Source organism: Pseudomonas sp. S06B 330, from assembly GCF_002845275.2.
Lineage (GTDB): Bacteria > Pseudomonadota > Gammaproteobacteria > Pseudomonadales > Pseudomonadaceae > Aquipseudomonas.
The window spans coordinates 1743218-1760774 of record NZ_CP088149.1; the positions used below are offsets into that span (position 1 = coordinate 1743218).

General features: G+C 59.6%; 20 protein-coding genes and 1 tRNA gene. 17 read left to right on the top strand and 4 right to left on the bottom strand.

Annotation, left to right across the window (positions count from 1 at the left end; all coding sequences use genetic code 11):
- Nucleotides 1-4: 4 nt before the first annotated feature.
- Complete coding sequence (locus tag CX511_RS08110) at nt 5-1006, top strand: S49 family peptidase (RefSeq protein WP_045187156.1); 1002 nt, start codon at nt 5-7, stop codon at nt 1004-1006.
- Nucleotides 1007-1079: 73 nt separating this feature from the next.
- Here the strand turns inward: CX511_RS08110 and CX511_RS08115 are convergent, their stop codons facing one another.
- The gene (locus CX511_RS08115; protein ID WP_101292036.1) at nt 1080-1658 is read right to left on the bottom strand and encodes a Maf family protein; all 579 of its coding nucleotides are present in this window, start codon (nt 1656-1658) and stop codon (nt 1080-1082) included.
- A gap of 95 nt (nt 1659-1753) precedes the next feature.
- On the opposite strand from CX511_RS08115, the gene CX511_RS08120 reads away from it, so the two are divergent.
- The 12 genes from CX511_RS08120 to CX511_RS08175 all read left to right on the top strand — a co-directional run bounded on the left by CX511_RS08120 (nt 1754) and on the right by CX511_RS08175 (nt 11521).
- Nucleotides 1754-2281 carry a YceD family protein gene (locus tag CX511_RS08120; protein WP_045187160.1) on the top strand — a complete coding sequence of 176 codons (528 nt, stop codon included), beginning with the start codon at nt 1754-1756 and terminating at the stop codon, nt 2279-2281.
- A 13-nt stretch (nt 2282-2294) separates the two neighbouring features.
- Nucleotides 2295-2477 (top strand): 50S ribosomal protein L32, encoded by a 183-nt coding sequence (gene rpmF / locus CX511_RS08125; RefSeq protein ID WP_010223221.1) that lies wholly within the window; start codon nt 2295-2297, stop codon nt 2475-2477.
- A 3-nt stretch (nt 2478-2480) separates the two neighbouring features.
- Nucleotides 2481-3491 carry a phosphate acyltransferase PlsX gene (gene plsX / locus CX511_RS08130; RefSeq protein WP_101292037.1) on the top strand — a complete coding sequence of 337 codons (1011 nt, stop codon included), beginning with the start codon at nt 2481-2483 and terminating at the stop codon, nt 3489-3491.
- A gap of 129 nt (nt 3492-3620) precedes the next feature.
- A complete protein-coding gene (gene fabD, locus CX511_RS08135) occupies nt 3621-4559 on the top strand; it encodes an ACP S-malonyltransferase (RefSeq protein ID WP_101292038.1) in 939 nt (312 codons plus the stop codon).
- 16 nt (nt 4560-4575) lie between these two features.
- A complete protein-coding gene (fabG, locus tag CX511_RS08140) occupies nt 4576-5316 on the top strand; it encodes a 3-oxoacyl-ACP reductase FabG (protein ID WP_045187164.1) in 741 nt (246 codons plus the stop codon).
- Nucleotides 5317-5511: 195 nt separating this feature from the next.
- Nucleotides 5512-5748: an acyl carrier protein gene (gene acpP, locus CX511_RS08145; RefSeq protein ID WP_003175607.1), complete on the top strand. Its 237-nt coding sequence runs from the start codon at nt 5512-5514 to the stop codon at nt 5746-5748.
- A 104-nt stretch (nt 5749-5852) separates the two neighbouring features.
- A complete protein-coding gene (fabF, locus tag CX511_RS08150; protein WP_045187168.1) occupies nt 5853-7097 on the top strand; it encodes a beta-ketoacyl-ACP synthase II in 1245 nt (414 codons plus the stop codon).
- Nucleotides 7097-7912 (top strand): aminodeoxychorismate lyase, encoded by an 816-nt coding sequence (pabC, locus tag CX511_RS08155; RefSeq protein ID WP_101292039.1) that lies wholly within the window; start codon nt 7097-7099, stop codon nt 7910-7912. Before fabF ends, pabC begins: the two co-directional genes overlap by 1 nt.
- 3 nt (nt 7913-7915) lie before the next feature.
- Complete coding sequence (gene mltG / locus CX511_RS08160) at nt 7916-9064, top strand: endolytic transglycosylase MltG (RefSeq protein WP_045187173.1); 1149 nt, start codon at nt 7916-7918, stop codon at nt 9062-9064.
- A gap of 19 nt (nt 9065-9083) precedes the next feature.
- Nucleotides 9084-9716 carry a dTMP kinase gene (gene tmk, locus CX511_RS08165; protein ID WP_101292040.1) on the top strand — a complete coding sequence of 211 codons (633 nt, stop codon included), beginning with the start codon at nt 9084-9086 and terminating at the stop codon, nt 9714-9716.
- Complete coding sequence (locus tag CX511_RS08170) at nt 9709-10695, top strand: DNA polymerase III subunit delta' (RefSeq protein ID WP_045187176.1); 987 nt, start codon at nt 9709-9711, stop codon at nt 10693-10695. The genes tmk and CX511_RS08170 overlap by 8 nt, the downstream gene beginning before the upstream one ends.
- Nucleotides 10696-10738: 43 nt before the next feature.
- Nucleotides 10739-11521, top strand: a complete 783-nt coding sequence (locus tag CX511_RS08175; protein WP_101292041.1) for a TatD family hydrolase — start codon at nt 10739-10741, stop codon at nt 11519-11521.
- Nucleotides 11522-11760: 239 nt separating this feature from the next.
- On the opposite strand, the gene CX511_RS08180 is transcribed toward CX511_RS08175, so the two are convergent.
- The gene (locus tag CX511_RS08180; protein ID WP_101292042.1) at nt 11761-12894 is read right to left on the bottom strand and encodes an aminotransferase class V-fold PLP-dependent enzyme; all 1134 of its coding nucleotides are present in this window, start codon (nt 12892-12894) and stop codon (nt 11761-11763) included.
- 72 nt (nt 12895-12966) lie between these two features.
- Between CX511_RS08180 and CX511_RS08185 the strand changes: the two genes are divergently transcribed.
- From CX511_RS08185 to CX511_RS08200, 4 genes are all read left to right on the top strand, one after another.
- The gene (locus tag CX511_RS08185; protein ID WP_045187184.1) at nt 12967-13605 is read left to right on the top strand and encodes a TetR/AcrR family transcriptional regulator; all 639 of its coding nucleotides are present in this window, start codon (nt 12967-12969) and stop codon (nt 13603-13605) included.
- A 127-nt stretch (nt 13606-13732) separates the two neighbouring features.
- Complete coding sequence (locus tag CX511_RS08190; RefSeq protein WP_101292043.1) at nt 13733-14701, top strand: GTP 3',8-cyclase MoaA; 969 nt, start codon at nt 13733-13735, stop codon at nt 14699-14701.
- Between the two features lie 66 nt (nt 14702-14767).
- The gene (locus CX511_RS08195; protein ID WP_101292044.1) at nt 14768-15373 is read left to right on the top strand and encodes a DUF4823 domain-containing protein; all 606 of its coding nucleotides are present in this window, start codon (nt 14768-14770) and stop codon (nt 15371-15373) included.
- 10 nt (nt 15374-15383) lie between these two features.
- Complete coding sequence (locus CX511_RS08200) at nt 15384-15944, top strand: DUF1285 domain-containing protein (protein WP_101292045.1); 561 nt, start codon at nt 15384-15386, stop codon at nt 15942-15944.
- A gap of 116 nt (nt 15945-16060) precedes the next feature.
- Here the strand turns inward: CX511_RS08200 and CX511_RS08205 are convergent.
- Together CX511_RS08205 and CX511_RS08210 are read right to left on the bottom strand one after the other, a co-directional pair.
- Nucleotides 16061-16136, bottom strand: a tRNA-Asn gene (locus CX511_RS08205).
- A gap of 62 nt (nt 16137-16198) precedes the next feature.
- Nucleotides 16199-17395 (bottom strand): amino acid aminotransferase, encoded by a 1197-nt coding sequence (locus tag CX511_RS08210; RefSeq protein ID WP_045187193.1) that lies wholly within the window; start codon nt 17393-17395, stop codon nt 16199-16201.
- Nucleotides 17396-17557: the final 162 nt, after the last annotated feature.

Sequence of the window (17557 nt, forward strand, 5' to 3'; positions counted from 1 at the left end):
GAGCATGACTGACGAATGGAAGGCGCCCAGCGCCGAAGCTAATGAAGTCAACGAAAGCAGCGATGAGCGCAAAAGTTGGAAGCTGCTGGAGAAAACCCTGCTGGCTGGTGTGCAGGAGCAGCGCCGGGCGCGGCGCTGGGGTATTTTTTTCAAGCTGCTGACCTTCGCCTATCTGTTTGGCATCCTCATGCTGTTCAGTCCATGGTCGAGCATGGACAAGGCGGCGTCTCGTAGCGTCAATCACACGGCGCTGGTTGAGGTGCGTGGGGTGATTGCGGATCAGGAGCCTGCCAGTGCTGACAATATCGTTGGTGGCTTGCGCGAGGCGTTCAAAGATAGCAAAACCAAGGCGGTAATCCTGCGCATCAATAGCCCGGGCGGCAGTCCGGTGCAGTCGGGTTACATCTACGATGAGATTCGCCGTCTGCGTGCGGAGTACCCGAAAATCAAGCTGTATGCGGTGATCAGTGACTTGGGGGCATCCGGAGCCTACTACATTGCCAGTGCCGCGGATGAAATCTATGCCGACAAGGCCAGTCTGGTTGGCTCCATTGGTGTTACAGCTGCCGGTTATGGCTTTGTTGGCACCATGGAGAAGCTCGGTGTCGAGCGGCGCACCTATACGGCGGGTGAGCACAAGGCGTTTCTGGATCCTTTCCAGCCGCAAAAGCCTGAAGAGACAGCGTTCTGGCAAGGCGTGCTGGAGACGACTCACAAGCAGTTCATCGCCAGTGTGAAGCAAGGCCGAGGCGAGCGCCTCAAGGACAAAGAGCATCCTGAGCTGTTCAGTGGCTTGATCTGGTCGGGTGAGCAAGCCTTGGCTCTGGGCTTGGTGGATGGCTTGGGTAGTGCCGGTTATGTGGCGCGCGATGTGGTGGGTGAGAAGGAATTGGTGGACTTCACCGTTGAAGAGTCACCGTTTGATCGCTTTTCCAAGCGCCTGGGTACCAGCATTGCCGAGCGCCTGGCGTTGTGGATGGGCTTTCAGGGGCCATCGCTGCGCTGAGTGATTCGTTAGTTGAAAAGCCGGTCCGTTGAGGCCGGCTTTTTTATGGGTTTAATTCGATCCCTGCGGGGTATTAGGGCAGGCTCAGGCCTTCGGCCTGGAGCATGTCTACCAGGCGGATCAGTGGCAGGCCGATCAGGCTGGTGGCGTCGACGCCGTGGGTGCTCTGAAACAGGCTGACGCCTAATCCTTCGGCTTTGAAGCTGCCGGCGCAATCGTAAGGTTCCTCGGCGCGCAGGTAGCGCTCAATGCAGGCCAGGTCCAGTTCGCGCATGTTGACCGTGAAGGGTATGCAGTCGACCTGGCAATAGCCGGTCTGGCTGTTGAGTAGGGCCAGGCCGGTGAGAAAGGTGACATGGTTGCCACTGGCTTCAAGCAGCTGTGCGCAGGCGCGTTCGAAGGTGTGTGGCTTGCCGAGGATCTGTTCGCCAAGCACCGCGACTTGGTCGGAGCCGATGATCAGGTGGTTGGGGTGGCTGGCGGCGAGGGCGTGGGCTTTTTCCTGGGCCAGGCGTTTGACCAGCTCAAGGGCGGGCTCTTCCGGTAGGCGTTGTTCGTCGATATCGGGCGAGGCCCAGCTGAAGGGTAGGCGCAAACGCTCAAGCAATTCGCGCCGGTAGGGCGAGCTGGAAGCCAGTAATAAAGGCAGCATGATAAACTCCTGGGCAGGTGAAACGATTCTAACATGCTGAATGGCGCCGAATTTCCTTTGACAGGGGCGGGGGTCATCCCTAGAATGCTGCGCCTATGTTGAATGACCCGATTCCACCTCACGTTGACCCGCGCAAATTGGCCGATCGTGGTGTTTCCCTTGAAGGAACACTGCAGCTCGCCGATTTGGAGAGACTCTGCGACCCGCTTTCCGACAATGTCGGTACGGTGCAGGCTAAATTCGATTTTGAGCGAGACGAGCAGAAAGCTGTGGTTATCCACACCGATCTGAGCGTTGAGGTCAAAATGGTTTGCCAGCGTTGTCTTGAGCTGGTCACCCTGCCGATCCATAGCGAATGTACTTACGCTGTGGTGAAGGAGGGTGCGAATACCCAGTCGTTGCCGAAAGGTTATGACGTGCTGGAACTGGGCGAAGATCCTTTGGATCTGCAGGCCTTGGTCGAGGAGGAGCTTTTGCTCGCCCTGCCCATCGTGCCTGCTCATCATCCGGAAGAATGCCAGCAGCCGGCGGGCGCCGATGAGCCCGAACCGAGCAAGGACGAGGTAACACGGTCCAACCCGTTCAGTGTATTGGCGCAGTTAAAGCGTGACCCAAACGTTTAGGAGTTAATCAATTATGGCTGTTCAGCAGAACAAAAAATCCCGCTCTGCCCGTGACATGCGCCGTTCGCACGACGCCCTCTCGGAAAACGCTCTGTCCGTAGAGAAAACCACTGGTGAAGTGCATCTGCGTCACCACGTATCGCCAGAAGGCGTATATCGTGGTCGTAAAGTGATCGACAAGGGCGCTGACGAGTAATCCTTGTCCGCTCAGATCATCGCGATTGACGCAATGGGCGGGGACTTCGGTCCCCGCAGCATTGTTCAGGCGAGTATTGCTTGCCTATCGGCTACCCCCTCGCTGCACCTGACCCTTGTCGGTCAACCCTCCCTTCTTGAAGATCTTATCGCTGGCCAGTCGGCAGCGGATCGCGCGCGCCTGCAGATTGTTGCCGCCAGCGAAGTGATCGGCATGGATGAGCGACCGGCCCAGGCATTGCGTGGCAAGCCCGATTCGTCGATGCGTGTGGCTCTGGAATTATTGCGTGATGGCAAGGTGCAGGCCTGTGTGAGTGCCGGTAACACCGGTGCGTTGATGGCGCTGTCGCGTTATGTGCTCAAGACCCTGCCTGGCATTGATCGCCCGGCTATGGTCGCGGCCATTCCGACTCAGGCTGGCTACTGCCAGTTGCTCGACCTGGGTGCCAATGTCGACTGCAGTGCAGAGAATCTCTTTCAGTTTGCCGTGATGGGCTCGGTGGCGGCTCAAGCCTTGGGTATTTCCCGGCCTCGTGTAGCGCTGCTCAATGTCGGTACCGAAGACATAAAAGGTAACCAGCAGGTCAAGTTGGCGGCCAGTCTGCTGCAGAACGCCCGCGGGATTAACTACATTGGCTTCGTCGAAGGTGATGGCTTGTACCGTGGTGAGGCGGATGTGGTGGTATGCGACGGTTTCGTCGGCAACATTCTGCTCAAATCCAGCGAAGGCCTGGCAACCATGATCGGCGCACGCATCGAGGCGTTGTTCAAAGGTAGTCTGGCTGCGCGTCTGGCCGGCGCTGTGGCGATGCCGCTGCTCAAGCGCCTGCAGGCTGACTTGGCCCCGGCGCGGCATAATGGCGCAAGCTTCCTTGGCCTGCAGGGCATCGTTATCAAGAGCCATGGCTCTGCCGGCGTGCAGGGCTTTCAGAGCGCCATTCAGCGTGCCTTGATCGAAATCCAGGAAAACCTCCCGCAGCGCCTGCACGGTCGCCTGGAAGACCTGTTGCTTTAGGCATATGCCGCAGGAAGTGGTTAAATGTGACCGCTTGGTCCGCGTTATCATCCAAGTCTTCAGTTTCTTGTGCTCAGCCAGGTGCTGGGCGCTTCATTTCCGACGACAAGATCATTAGGGGCTTGTTCAATGTCTGCATCCCTCGCATTCGTCTTTCCCGGTCAAGGTTCGCAGTCCCTCGGCATGCTTGCCGAGCTGGGCGCCCAGTACCCGCTGGTCATTGAAACCTTCAAGGAAGCCTCCGATGCCCTGGGCTATGACCTCTGGGCGCTGACCCAAGAGGGTCCGGAAGAGCAACTCAATCAAACCGACAAAACCCAGCCCGCTATCCTCACTGCCTCGATCGCCCTGTGGCGTCTGTGGCTGGCTGAGGGCGGTGCGCGTCCGGCTTTCGTTTCCGGGCACAGCCTGGGCGAATACAGTGCACTGGTCGCCGCTGGCAGCCTGAGCCTGGCTGATGCCGTGAAGCTGGTGAAACGTCGCGGTGAGCTCATGCAAGAGGCCGTGCCGGCCGGGCAGGGCGCCATGGCGGCGATTCTGGGGCTGGACGACGCTGACGTCGTTGCCATCTGTGCCGAGTCGGCGCAGGGTGAAGTGGTCAGCGCGGTGAACTTCAACTCGCCTGGCCAGGTGGTTATCGCGGGTGCCAAGGCGGCCGTCGAGCGCGCCATGGAAGCCTGCAAGGCCAAGGGCGCCAAGCGCGCATTGCCGTTGCCGGTGAGCGTACCGTCGCACTGTGAGCTGATGCGTCCGGCTGCCGAGCGTTTTGCCGAGTCGGTCAATGCCATCGATTGGCAGGCACCGCAGATTCCGGTTGTACAGAACGTCAGCGCTGCTGTCGCCGCTGACCTGGACACCCTCAAGCGTGACCTGCTCGAACAGCTGTACAAGCCGGTGCGCTGGGTCGAGTGCGTGCAGACCCTGGCCGCCAATGGCGCGGTGCAGCTGGTCGAGTGTGGCCCGGGCAAAGTGCTGGCGGGCCTGAACAAGCGCTGCGCTGATGGCGTGAACACCTCTAACCTCAACACCCCGGATGCTTTCGCCGCCACCCGTGCGGCGCTGGCCTGATTTAGGAGAAACTTGCATGAGCCTGCAAGGTAAAGTTGCCCTGGTTACCGGCGCCAGCCGTGGTATTGGCCAGGCTATCGCCCTGGAACTGGGCCGTCTGGGCGCTACCGTGATTGGTACTGCCACCTCCGCTTCGGGCGCTGAGCGTATTGCTGCGACCCTCAAGGAACACGGCATCACCGGTACCGGCCTGGAGCTGAACGTGACCAGCGATGAGTCTGTCAGCGCTACCCTGGCCAAGATCCAGGAGCAGTTCGGCGCGCCGACCATTCTGGTCAATAACGCTGGTATTACCCGTGACAACCTGATGATGCGCATGAAGGATGATGAGTGGTTCGATGTCATCGATACCAACCTCAACAGCCTCTACCGTCTGTCCAAGGGCGTGCTGCGTGGCATGACCAAGGCGCGCTGGGGTCGTATCATCAGCATCGGTTCGGTAGTGGGTGCCATGGGTAATGCCGGGCAGGTCAACTACGCTGCCGCCAAGGCCGGTCTGGAAGGTTTCAGCCGCGCCCTGGCGCGTGAAGTCGGCTCCCGTGCGATCACCGTCAACTCGGTGACGCCGGGCTTTATCGATACCGACATGACCCGCGAACTGCCTGAAGCGCAGCGCGAAGCACTGCAGACTCAGATCCCTCTGGGGCGTTTGGGTCAGGCTCAGGAAATCGCCAATGTGGTCGCTTTCCTGGCCTCTGAAGGCGCAGGTTATGTGACCGGCGCGACCATTCCGGTCAACGGCGGCATGTACATGTAAATTCAATGTGACGGATTGCTTCAAAAAAATGTCATACGAGCTGTCTAAAATCCGTTATAAAGCTGCAACCAGATTCTAGTCGGTTGGCAGGTGTGGTCTGGCGAGACGTGTTGAGCTTGAAAAGCAGACGTCTTTCTATACACTTACACACCGGCCAGCTGCCTGACATATGTCCATTAGGAGTGAAAACAAGGTATGAGCACCATCGAAGAACGCGTCAAGAAAATCGTCGCCGAGCAACTGGGCGTTAAAGAAGAAGAAGTAGTGAACACTGCTTCCTTCGTCGAAGATCTGGGTGCCGATTCCCTTGACACCGTTGAGCTGGTGATGGCTCTGGAAGAGGAATTCGAGACCGAAATCCCTGACGAAGAAGCCGAGAAGATCACTACTGTTCAAGCTGCTATCGACTACGTCACCAGCCACCAGGCTTAAGACGTTGTAGTCGTCGCTTCTTGTCATGGAAAAACCGCACTGCCTTCGCCGGCGTGCGGTTTTTTCTTTACAAGAGATGTAGTCAATTGAATAAGGAGAGTGCTGTGTCGCGTAGACGCGTCGTGGTCACCGGTATGGGTATGCTGTCGCCACTGGGTACGGATGTGCCGAGCAGTTGGCAGGGCATTCTGGCTGGCCGCAGTGGCATAGGTCTGATTGAACACACGGACCTGTCTGCCTACTCCACCCGTTTTGGCGGCTCGGTAAAGGGCTTCGAGGTTGAGCAATACCTGTCGGTCAAGGAAGCCCGCAAGCTCGATCTGTTCATTCAGTACGGCCTGGCAGCCGGTTTTCAGGCAGTGCGCAACGCTGGCCTGGAGGTAACCGACGCCAACCGCGAGCGCATTGGCGTAGCCATGGGCTCGGGTATCGGTGGCCTGACCAATATCGAAGAAACCAGCCGGACTTTGCATGAGCAGGGCCCGCGGCGCATTTCGCCGTTCTTCGTGCCGGGTTCGATCATCAACATGATTTCCGGTTTCCTGTCGATCCATCTGGGTGTGCAGGGACCTAACTACGCCATTGCCACAGCCTGTACCACCGGTACTCACTGTATCGGTATGGCCGCGCGCAACATTGCCTTCGGTGAAGCCGACGTGATGATTGCCGGCGGTGCCGAAATGGCCGCGTGTGGCCTGGGTATGGGCGGTTTTGGTGCTTCGCGCGCGTTGTCGACCCGCAATGACGACCCGGCCCGTGCCAGCCGTCCGTGGGACAAAGGCCGTGACGGCTTCGTTCTGGCTGACGGTGCCGGTGCGCTGGTGCTTGAGGAGCTCGAGCACGCCAAAGCCCGTGGCGCGACGATCTATGCCGAACTGGTTGGTTTTGGCATGAGTGGCGACGCCTATCACATGACCTCCCCGCCAGAAGATGGCAGTGGTGCCGCGCGCTGCATGGTCAACGCCCTGCGCGATGCCGGCCTGAACGCAGACCAGGTCAATTACATCAACGCCCACGGCACCTCGACGCCGGCCGGCGACCTGGCCGAGTCCTCGGCGATCAAGTCGGTGTTTGGTGATCACGCCTACAAGTTGGCTGTCAGCTCGACCAAATCGATGACCGGTCACCTGCTCGGTGCTGCCGGTGCGGTTGAGGCGATCTTCAGCGTGCTGTCGATCAACGGCCAGGTTGCCCCGCCGACCATCAACCTTGATGAGCCGGATGCTGGGTGCGACCTGGACTTTGTGGCGCATGAGGCGCGCAACATGCCGATCGATGTGGTGCTGTCCAACTCCTTTGGCTTTGGCGGTACCAACGGCTCGCTGGTGTTCCGCCGGTTCGCCGGCTGATGCACAGCTGGCTCGATGGCCTGCCGGCGGATGCAGTCAACCTGCAAAGCCGGGCCCTGGCCTACGGCGATGGTCTGTTCGAGACCATTGCCGTCAGGGCAGGGCGGCCATCATTGCTCGGGTATCATCTCGAGCGCCTGGCGCTGGGGTGCCAGCGCCTGGCGATCGACGCCGATCAGGTGGTGATCGCTGATGAGTTATGCCGTTACGCCAGTGCGCTGGGTGACGGTGTGCTCAAACTTATTCTTGTGCGGGGTGACAGTCAGCGTGGCTACGCGCCGGCCGCTGGCGTGGCACCACGACGTATTCTTCAGGGTAGCCCTTTACCCGCGTATCCCGCCCAGCATGCGCAGCAGGGCGTTCGCCTGTTTGCCTGTTCCACCCGACTTGCCCAGCAGCCGCTGCTGGCCGGGCTCAAGCACCTCAATCGGCTTGAGCAGGTACTGGCGCGGGCCGAATGGCAGGATACCGAGCATGCTGAAGGCTTGATGCTTGACACTTCGGGGCGGGTCATTGAAGGGGTGTTCAGCAATCTCTTTCTGGTCCGTGACGGTGAGTTGCTGACTGCCGACCTGAGTCGCTGTGGTGTTGCCGGGGTGATGCGTGCAGCGCTCATCGACCAGGCGGCTGATGCCGGAATCAGCCTGCGCATTACCGATCTGTCCCTGCAGGACCTGGAGCAGGCCGACGAAGTCTTCGTCTGCAATAGCGTCTACGGTATCTGGCCAGTGCGAGCATTTGCATCGCTGAACTGGTCGCCGGGCCCACTCACCCGTAAACTGCAGGCCATTGCCCGTACGTTACTGGATGCCTGATTAGTGAGACGTAAATTATTGGTGCTGCTGGAGACTGGATTGATCCTGGCAGGCCTGTTCTTGGGGTTTTCAGCCTGGAAAGTGAATTCAGCACTTGAGCAGCCCCTGCATGTCAGCCAGGAGCAATTGCTCGACGTGCCTACGGGTACCACTCCCAATCGCATGTTCTACCGTATGGAGAGCCAGGGCCTGCTGGACGATGCCTTTTGGCTGCGCCTGTATTGGCGCTTCAACATGACGGGGGTGCCGTTGCATACCGGCGAGTACCGCATGACCCCTGGCATGACGGTGCGCGAGCTGTTCGAAGTCTGGCGCCGTGGTGATGTCGTGCAGTACAGCCTGACCCTGGTTGAAGGTTGGAATTTCCGTCAGGTGCGTTCTGCGTTGGCCAAGCACGAAAAGATCAAGCAGACCCTCGATGGCCTTAGCGATGCCGAGGTGATGGACAAGCTTGGTCACCCCGGTGTTTTCCCGGAAGGGCGATTCTTCCCCGACACCTATCGGTTTGTGCGTGGCATGACCGATGTGGAGTTCCTTCAGCAGGCGTATGCGCGCCTCGACGAGGTGCTGGCCAAGGAGTGGGCCGAGCGCCCGGCTGATCTGCCCTACCGTGACCCATACCAGGCGCTGATCATGGCGTCGCTGGTGGAGAAGGAAACCGGTGTGCCTCAGGAGCGTGGTCAGATCGCCGGGGTGTTCGTGCGCCGCATGCGCATTGGCATGTTGCTGCAGACCGACCCGACGGTGATCTACGGCATGGGCGAGCGCTACAACGGCAAGATCACTCGCGCTGACCTGCGAGAGCCAACGCCCTACAACACCTACACCAATGCGGGGCTGCCACCAACGCCGATTGCCATGGTCGGGCGTGAAGCCATTCATGCTGCGTTGAACCCGACACCGGGCAGCAGCCTGTATTTCGTCGCCCGTGGCGACGGTAGCCATATTTTCTCTGATGATCTGGATGCGCATAACTCAGCGGTTCGCGAGTATCAGATCAAGCGCCGTGCCGACTACCGCTCGAGCCCGGCACCGGTGATCGAGCCTGCTGCTGAGCCTGCGACCGAGCCGCAGAGCCCGGAACCTACTGAGGTCAGTCCTGAGCCCGTGCCTGAACAGCCGGCACCGGCCAGCGAAACCTCCCCGCAATGATCAACTGTAAGGACTGCCTGTGAGCGGCTTGTTTATCACCCTGGAAGGCCCCGAAGGCGCGGGCAAGAGCACCAATCGCGAGTACCTTGCCGAGCATTTGCGGGCCCAGGGCGTCGATGTGGTGCTGACCCGTGAGCCTGGTGGCACGCCACTGGCCGAACGGATTCGCGAATTGCTGCTGGCACCTAGCGATGAACCCATGGATGCCGACACTGAGTTGCTATTGGTTTTCGCCGCCCGCGCCCAGCACTTGGCACAAGTCATTCGCCCGGCGCTGGCGCGTGGCGCGGTGGTGTTGTGTGACCGCTTTACCGACGCCACCTATGCCTATCAGGGCGGTGGTCGTGGTCTTAGTGTGGAACGTATTGCCACCCTTGAACAATTTGTTCAGGGCGCGTTGCGTCCGGACCTGACCCTGGTCTTCGACCTGCCGGTGGAGATTGGCCTGTCGCGGGCGGCAGCCCGTGGCCGTCTGGACCGTTTTGAACAAGAAGGCCAAGGCTTCTTCGAAGCCGTCCGTCAGGCTTACCTGGCGCGTGCTAAGGCGGCCCCGGAGCAATACCTGCTGATCGACGCCGCACAATCGCTGACTCAAGTGCAGCAAGCCCTGGACGCCTTGCTGCCGCAAATTGTGGAACGTTGCCGTGGCTGAAGCCTTCCCCTGGCAGCAAGCGTTGTGGCAGCAACTGGCAGGGCGCACCCAGCATGCTCACGCGTACCTGTTGCACGGGCCGCAAGGCATCGGCAAGCGCGCCCTGGCCGAGCGCTTGATGGCGCTGCTGCTGTGCCAGCGCCCAGCCAATCTGCACGCCTGCGGGCAATGCAAGTCTTGCCTGCTGCTGGCGGCCGGGAGCCACCCGGACAATTACGTACTGGAGCCGGAAGAGGCCGACAAGCCGATCAAGGTCGATCAGGTACGTGATCTGGTGTCTTTCGTGGTCCAGACCGCGCAGTTGGGCGGACGCAAGGTGGTGCTGATCGAGCCGGTCGAAGCGATGAACATCAACGCCGCCAACGCCTTGCTCAAAAGCCTGGAAGAGCCTTCCGGCAATACTGTGTTACTACTGGTCAGCCACCAACCCAGCCGTTTGTTGCCGACCATCAAGAGTCGTTGTGTGCAGCAGGCCTGCCCATTGCCCGATACTGCGCAAAGCTTGGCTTGGTTGAGCGCGGCTCTGCCTGAGTGCGATGAACAAGAGCGTATTGAATTGCTCACGCTAGCGGCGGGTTCGCCCTTGGCGGCAGTCAAGTTGCAGGCGCAGGGGATCCGCGAGCAACGGGCCCTGGTGGTCGACGGGGTGAAAAAACTGCTCAAGCAGCAGCAATCGCCCAGCCAGTTGGCCGAAGCCTGGAATGCCATTCCCTTGTTGCAGCTGTTCGACTGGTTCTGCGACTGGTCCAATCTCATCTTGCGCTATCAGTTGACCGAGGATGAGGAAGGTTTAGGCTTGAGCGATATGCGTAAGGTTGTACAGTACCTGGCGCAGAAGAGCGGCCAGGGCAAGGTCCTGGAGATTCAGGATTGGATCCTCGCCCAGCGTCAGAAGGTCCTGGCCAAGGCCAACCTCAATCGCGTGCTGTTGCTCGAAGCGCTGCTGGCCTCTTGGGCGATGTTGCCCGGCCAGCGTTGAGCTGAGCTGTCCCTTTATTTCATTTCAGTGTTGTCATGTGCCCATGCTTGTAGATTCCCATTGCCACCTCGATCGTCTCGACCTCAGCGCTCACCAGGGTTCGCTGGATGCCGCGCTGGATGTCGCCCGTGCCCGCGGCGTCGGCCATTTCCTGTGCATCGGCGTCAGTGCCGATAATGCCAAGGCGGTCAAGGATCTGAGTGAGCGTTACGCCGACGTCGACTGTTCGGTGGGTATTCATCCGCTGGATCTGACCCCGGACGGCGCACCGCCGCTGGACTGGTTGCTCAAGGAGCTTGAGCACCCGCATGTGGTGGCAATTGGCGAAACCGGCCTGGATTACCACTACGAGCCGGAAGCTGCGCAGGTGCAGCAGGATTCCTTCCGCCTGCATCTGCAGGCTGCGCAGGTCACTGGTAAGCCGGTGATCATTCATACCCGTGCGGCGCGTGCCGATACCCTGACACTATTGCGCGAAGCAGACTTGAACCAGGCGGGTGTGCTGCATTGCTTCACCGAAGACTGGGACATGGCCAAGGCCGCGCTGGATCTGGGTTACTACATATCCTTGTCCGGTATTGTCACTTTCCGCAATGCCGATGCCTTGCGCGATGTTGCCCGGCAAGTCCCGGCTGATCGCCTGCTGGTCGAGACCGACTCGCCTTACCTGGCGCCGATTCCCTATCGAGGTAAAGCGAATCTGCCGCAATACGTGCGCGAAGTGGCAGAGTTCGTGGCGATGGTGCGTGGTGAACGCTACGAGCAGTTGGCTGAGCAGACTACCGCTAACTTCAAACGCCTGTTTCCGCTGGCGCGGGTGATCTGAGCCTGCGCCTGCAGGTGCGATAAATCGCAGGCAAAAAAAACCCGGGTTCTGGGGGGTGAATCCGGGTTAAGACCATTAGGAGTAAAACAAAGGTACGCGGTCCCTGAGCACCTTTATCGGCGCGCCACTGGGGGGTGTGCCGCGCCAACACCTGAAGTATTGGTCAGGATTAGCGCGGTGCCAGCGCCGCCTGATCGTTTTTTAAACAGATTTGGAATACAGCGACGGCTGCTGAGCACTCATCGCTCTGCAATCTGCCGGACAATTTGCACAGTTTCGTCGATTACCTGCCTAGAGGTGTAGAAGTGCGGGGAAAAGCGCACCCCGGGGCCACGCGGAATGCAAACGACCTGTTCGTGCTTCAGGTGCTGATGGACCAGGACGTTGTCCACCCCCGCGATGCTGAACGAAACGATGCCCGACCGGCGGTGTAGCTCCTCTGGGCTGTGCACTGTAACGCCAGGAATGGCCGCTAACCCTTCGTAGAGCCACTGTACGCGTTCGGCCAGCAGCTCTGATACCTGTTCCAGGCCCACTTCTTCGAGCAGCGACAGGCTAGCATCCAGCGCGGCGGCACCCAGCATGTTCGGGCTGCCGCATTCAAAGCGCCGGGCGCTGCGGGCCGGCTCCCACGTCGAGCGGCTGTAGTCTCCCATGTGTTCAAGCATATGCCAGCCATACTCGCTGAGCTTGAGCTGCCCACGAACCTCGGCGCGGCAATAGAACACACCCAGGCCTTCCGGGCCGAGCATCCATTTATGACCATCGGCCATGGCGAAGTCGCACTGATAGGCCTGGACATCGAAGGGCAGGGCGCCCAGTTGCTGGATAGCATCAATGCAGAAGAGCACGTTTCGCTCGCGACAGCCCTGACCGAGTCGCACCAGATCCAGACGCAGGCCACTGGCAAACTGAACCGCACTGATCGACAGCAGGCGCACACGCGGTCCGCAGGCAGCGAGCAGATTGGCTTCCGGGTCTTGGCCTTTAAGGCTCACTTGAACCACTTCAACGCCTTGGTCGGCCAAGGCTTCCCACACGATGCGATTGGAGGGAAACTCTTCATCGCTGATAACAATCTGGTCACCTGCCTGCCACTGCAGTCCGAAAGCGACGAACGAGAGTGCTTCGGAGGTGTTCTTGACCAGGGCAATATCATCAGTCGATGGTGCATTCGTCAGGCGCATCAGGCGTTCACGCAGACGCTGCTCCATGGCCATCCAGTCCGGATAGTCCCTGGCACCGAGCAAAACGTTCTCGTTGGCGAAGCGGGCAACGGCCTGGCTGGCCCTTTTGGGCCAGGGGGCGACGGCTGCGTGGTTCAGATAGCGAAGGCCCGAGGCCTGCTCAAACTCATCAAGAAACATAGACATGGTCGGATGATCCGTGCATTTTGGCGCAAGTTAGGCATAATAACCGGCTTCGATTTTGATCCAGTCCTTCTTATGCAGAAAGAACCTCGTAAGGTCCGTGAGTTTCGTCGCCGTGAGCAAGAAATTCTCGATACCGCGCTCAAGCTGTTTCTCGAACAGGGTGAAGACAGTGTCACCGTCGAGATGATCGCTGATGCCGTCGGTATCGGCAAAGGCACGATCTACAAGCATTTCAAATCCAAGGCAGAGATCTACCTGCGCCTGATGCTCGACTACGAGCGCGATTTGAACGAACTGTTGCACTCTGCCGACGTCGACCGCGACAAGGAAGCCCTGTCGCGCGCCTACTTCGAATTCCGGATGCGTGATCCGCAGCGCTACCGCTTGTTCGACCGCCTCGAAGAGAAAGTGGTCAAGGGCAACCAGGTACCGGAGATGGTGGAGGAGCTGCACAAGATCCGCGCCTCCAACTTCGAGCGCTTGACCCTGCTGATCAAGGGGCGCATCAGTGAAGGCAAGCTCGAAGACGTGCCGCCGTATTTCCACTACTGTGCCGCTTGGGCGCTGGTGCATGGCGCGGTGGCGCTTTATCACTCGCCGTTCTGGAGCAACGTGCTGGAAGACCAGGAGGGTTTCTTCCAGTTTCTCATGGATATCGGCGTGCGCATGGGCAACAAGCGCAAGCGCGACCCGGACGTTGCCGGTAACTGAGCCGCTTTGCGGGGTGACGGCGCTACTGAGATAAGGCCTGCAGGCCTATACTCATGTAAGAGGCTTGCAAAAACCTGATTTTTGAGTCAGGTTTTGCAGGCCCGATTCATCCATGCCGGAGTCACCCATGATCGTCGACCGCCAAGGCAGGCGTTTTCGCAACTTGCGCGTCAGCCTCACCGCTGCCTGCAACTATGCCTGCACCTATTGCGTTCCGGACGGCAAGCGTCTGGTGGCGGCCCAGGATGAACTGTCGGCTGAGGCCATGGCCCGTGGCGTGGCTTATTTGATCGAAGCTGCCGGCATAGAACGTGTACGCGTGACCGGTGGCGAGCCGCTGGTCAGTCCCAAGCTGGAAACCTTTCTTACCTCAATTGCTGATCTGGGCCTGGACGAAATCAGCCTGACCACCAATGGCCAGCTGTTGGCGCGCAAGCTGCCGCTGTTGCGTGCGGCAGGTATTCGTCGCCTCAACGTTTCCCTTGATACCCTCGATCCCGATGCATTTCGTCGTATTGCCCGCGGTGGCGACCTGGCTACGGTGCTCGATGGCATGGAACAAGCCAGTGCGGCGGGGATGAAGATCAAGGTCAACATGGTGCCCTTGCGTGGGCAGAACTTTGATCAGGTAGTGCCGCTGCTGGACTATTGCCTGGCCCGTGGTTTCGAGCTGCGCTTTATCGAGTTGATGCGCATGGGGCATCTGGCCCGTGACAGCAATGCTTTCCTGCAACAGTTCGTTAGCCTTGAGCACCTGTTGCAGTTGATTGGCGAGCGCTACGAGTACTTGCAGGCCAATGCGCCAGTGGATGCCACGGCACTGCGCTACCAGATTCCTGGTCAGGGCTATTTTGGCGTAATCGCCAACGAAAGCGTGCCGTTCTGCCGGACCTGCTCGCGCTTGCGTTTGTCCTCCACTGGCTGGTTGCATGGCTGTCTGTCATCGAGCAATCGTCACTTTATCGGCGACCTGCTTGATAAGCCGCGCCACCAAGCCTTGCCCGCCTTGCAGGGATTGCTCGTCAAGGCGCTGGGCGACAAACAGCCGGTGGCGTTTTCCGGTGGGGCCACCGTGATGAAAATCATCGGCGGTTAAGACTGGCGCAAAAGCTGCATCTGTCAGCTGTTCGCCGGTTTTCCGTCACCGGCCTCTGGAGGATAGATGCGTAGCCTGGTTCTGCTGCTGGCGCTGATGGCGCTGGGCGGCTGCATGACAGTCAGCGATATGGGTGAGGGTGCCCGTTATCAAATGAGCGACGCCGGTCTGCTCGATCACAGTGACACTCGTCGTTCGCTGTCGGTGCGCCTGCAACCTGATTCATTCATTTACATCGGTCAGGGGGCCTTCGTTCCACCAGGCAAGGGCCCTTATCCGCGGCCTAACGTGGTGGCCGAGGAGGCCTTCAAGGGCTTTATCGAATACTTCCCCATGGTCCGTCGGGCCGAGGGGCCGTTGGGGTTGGAGCAGGCGTTGGTCGAGGCCCGCTCAGTGGGCGCCCATTATCTGTTATATGCGCGCTTTGCCCGAACCGATGACCGCATCGGCAATGGTGATGAGTGGTATGACGAGCAGGCGCTCGACCGTCTGGGTGTCGATACCGGTATTGTCCAGTTGATGCTCATTGAAACCAACACACGCTACCTGATCGATACCGCGCGGATCAAAAGCCGCGGCGGATTGCTGACGTTCCACGATAACAAGCCAGAAGATTTGCTCGGCCCACCCCTTGAGGATTACGCTCGTAGCCTTTTAGGCATGAGTCGTTGAGGAGAGGGTGATGACCGAGAGTGGCAAGGCCAACGATCTGTTGGCGCAGATTCCCAAGTCCGACAAGGGGCTGCCACCGGTGCATCTGTGGAACCCCGACTTCTGTGGCGATATCGACATGCGCATCGCTCGGGACGGTACCTGGTACTACCTGGGCACACCCATCGGACGCAAGCCGATGGTTCGCTTGTTCTCCACCATCATGCGCCGTGACGGTGATGACTACTTCCTGGTGACGCCAGTGGAGAAGGTCGGTATCAAGGTCGATGACGCGCCGTTCGTGGCGGTGGCGGTGGAGGTGCAGGGCAGCGGCGAGCAGCAGGTGCTGCGCTTTACCAGTAATGTCGAGGATCAGGTTGATGCAGGGCCTGAGCACCCTCTGCGCTTCGAGGTCGACCCGAAGACTCAAGAACCGTCGCCCTACGTGCACATGCGCAGCAACCTCGAGGCGCTGATCCATCGCAATGTGTTCTATCAGCTGGTAGAGCTGGCTGAGCCGCGGCAGATCGACGGTCAGCAATGGCTGGGGGTGTGGAGCGGTGGCATCTTCTACCCCATTGGCCGCAGCTGATTTTATGGGTGGGGCGCTGGTGGAAGATCGGCGCCCTGTCAGTCGTGAGGCGCGAGTCAGGCACTGAAACGAAAAAACCTCCAGTGCTCAGCGCAACTGGAGGTTTTTCAAGTATTTGGCTCCGCGACCAGGACTCGAACCTGGGACCCAATGATTAACAGTCATTTGCTCTACCGACTGAGCTATCGCGGAATCTGTGGCGTATCTTACTGATTGCTAAGGGGAAGTCAAGCCTCCCCTGAGCAAAAGGTCAGTTACAGGACCTCGACGATCGCCTTGGTCACGCCATGGATGTTGCTTTGATTCAGAGTGGCCACGCAGATGCGGCCGGTATCCAACGCATAGATGCCGAACTCGTTCTTCAGGCGCGCCACTTGCTCAACGGTCAGGCCCGAGTAGGAGAACATGCCGCGCTGACGACCGACGAAGCTGAAGTCACGCTCGGCGCCGTATTCGGCCAGCAACTCGACCATCTGCTTGCGCATGCCGTGGATGCGCTGGCGCATCTCACCCAGTTCCTCTTCCCACATCGCACGCAGTTCCGGGCTGTTGAGCACGGCGGCGACGATGCTGGCGCCGTGAGTCGGCGGGTTGGAGTAGTTGGTGCGGATCACGCGCTTGACCTGGGACAGCACGCGCGCGCTCTCTTCCTTGGACTCAGTGATGATCGACAGGGCGCCAACGCGCTCGCCGTACAGCGAGAAGGACTTGGAGAACGAGCTGGAAACGAAGAAGTTCAGGCCCGACTCAGCGAACAGGCGCACAGCGAAGGCGTCTTCGTGGATACCATCGCCAAAGCCCTGGTAGGCCATGTCGAGGAAGGGCACGTGGCCCTTGGCTTTGACCACTTCCAGAACGTTTTTCCAGTCGTCCAGGCTCAGGTCGACGCCCGTCGGGTTGTGGCAGCAGGCGTGCAGCACGATGATCGAGCCGGACGGCAGGGCGTTGAGGTCTTCGAGCATGCCGCTGCGGTTGACGTCGTTGGTGGCTGCGTCGTAATAGCGGTAGTTCTGTACCGGGAAACCGGCAGTTTCGAACAGGGCGCGGTGGTTTTCCCAGCTCGGGTCGCTGATCGCCACAACGGCGTTGGGCGACACTTGCTTGAGGAAGTCGGCACCGATCTTCAGTGCACCGGTGCCGCCGACGGCCTGGGTGGTGATCACACGGCCAGCGGCCAGCAGTGGCGACTCGGCACCGAACAGCAACCTCTGCACGGCCTGGTCGTAGGCGGCGATGCCGTCAATCGGCAGGTAACCGCGGGAAGCGTGCTGGGCAGCGCGCTGGGTTTCGGCTTCGATCACTGCGCGCAGCAGTGGGATACGCCCTTCTTCGTTGCAGTAAACACCTACACCCAGGTTGACCTTGTTGCTACGGGTATCGGCGTTGAAAGCTTCGTTGAGGCCCAGAATGGGATCGCGTGGTGCCAGCTCGACAGCGGAAAACAGGCTCATTATTACCTTGGCTCTGAATGGAGAGTGGAAGAGGTCCGCACGCTCCAGCCGAATGCACTAGAGCGGTGCACAAACGGGGAGTCAGTATAGTGATACCCATCGGTCACGGCGACAGTCTGACGCAGCTTTTCCTGCTGTTTCACCGAATATTTTTCGACCGTT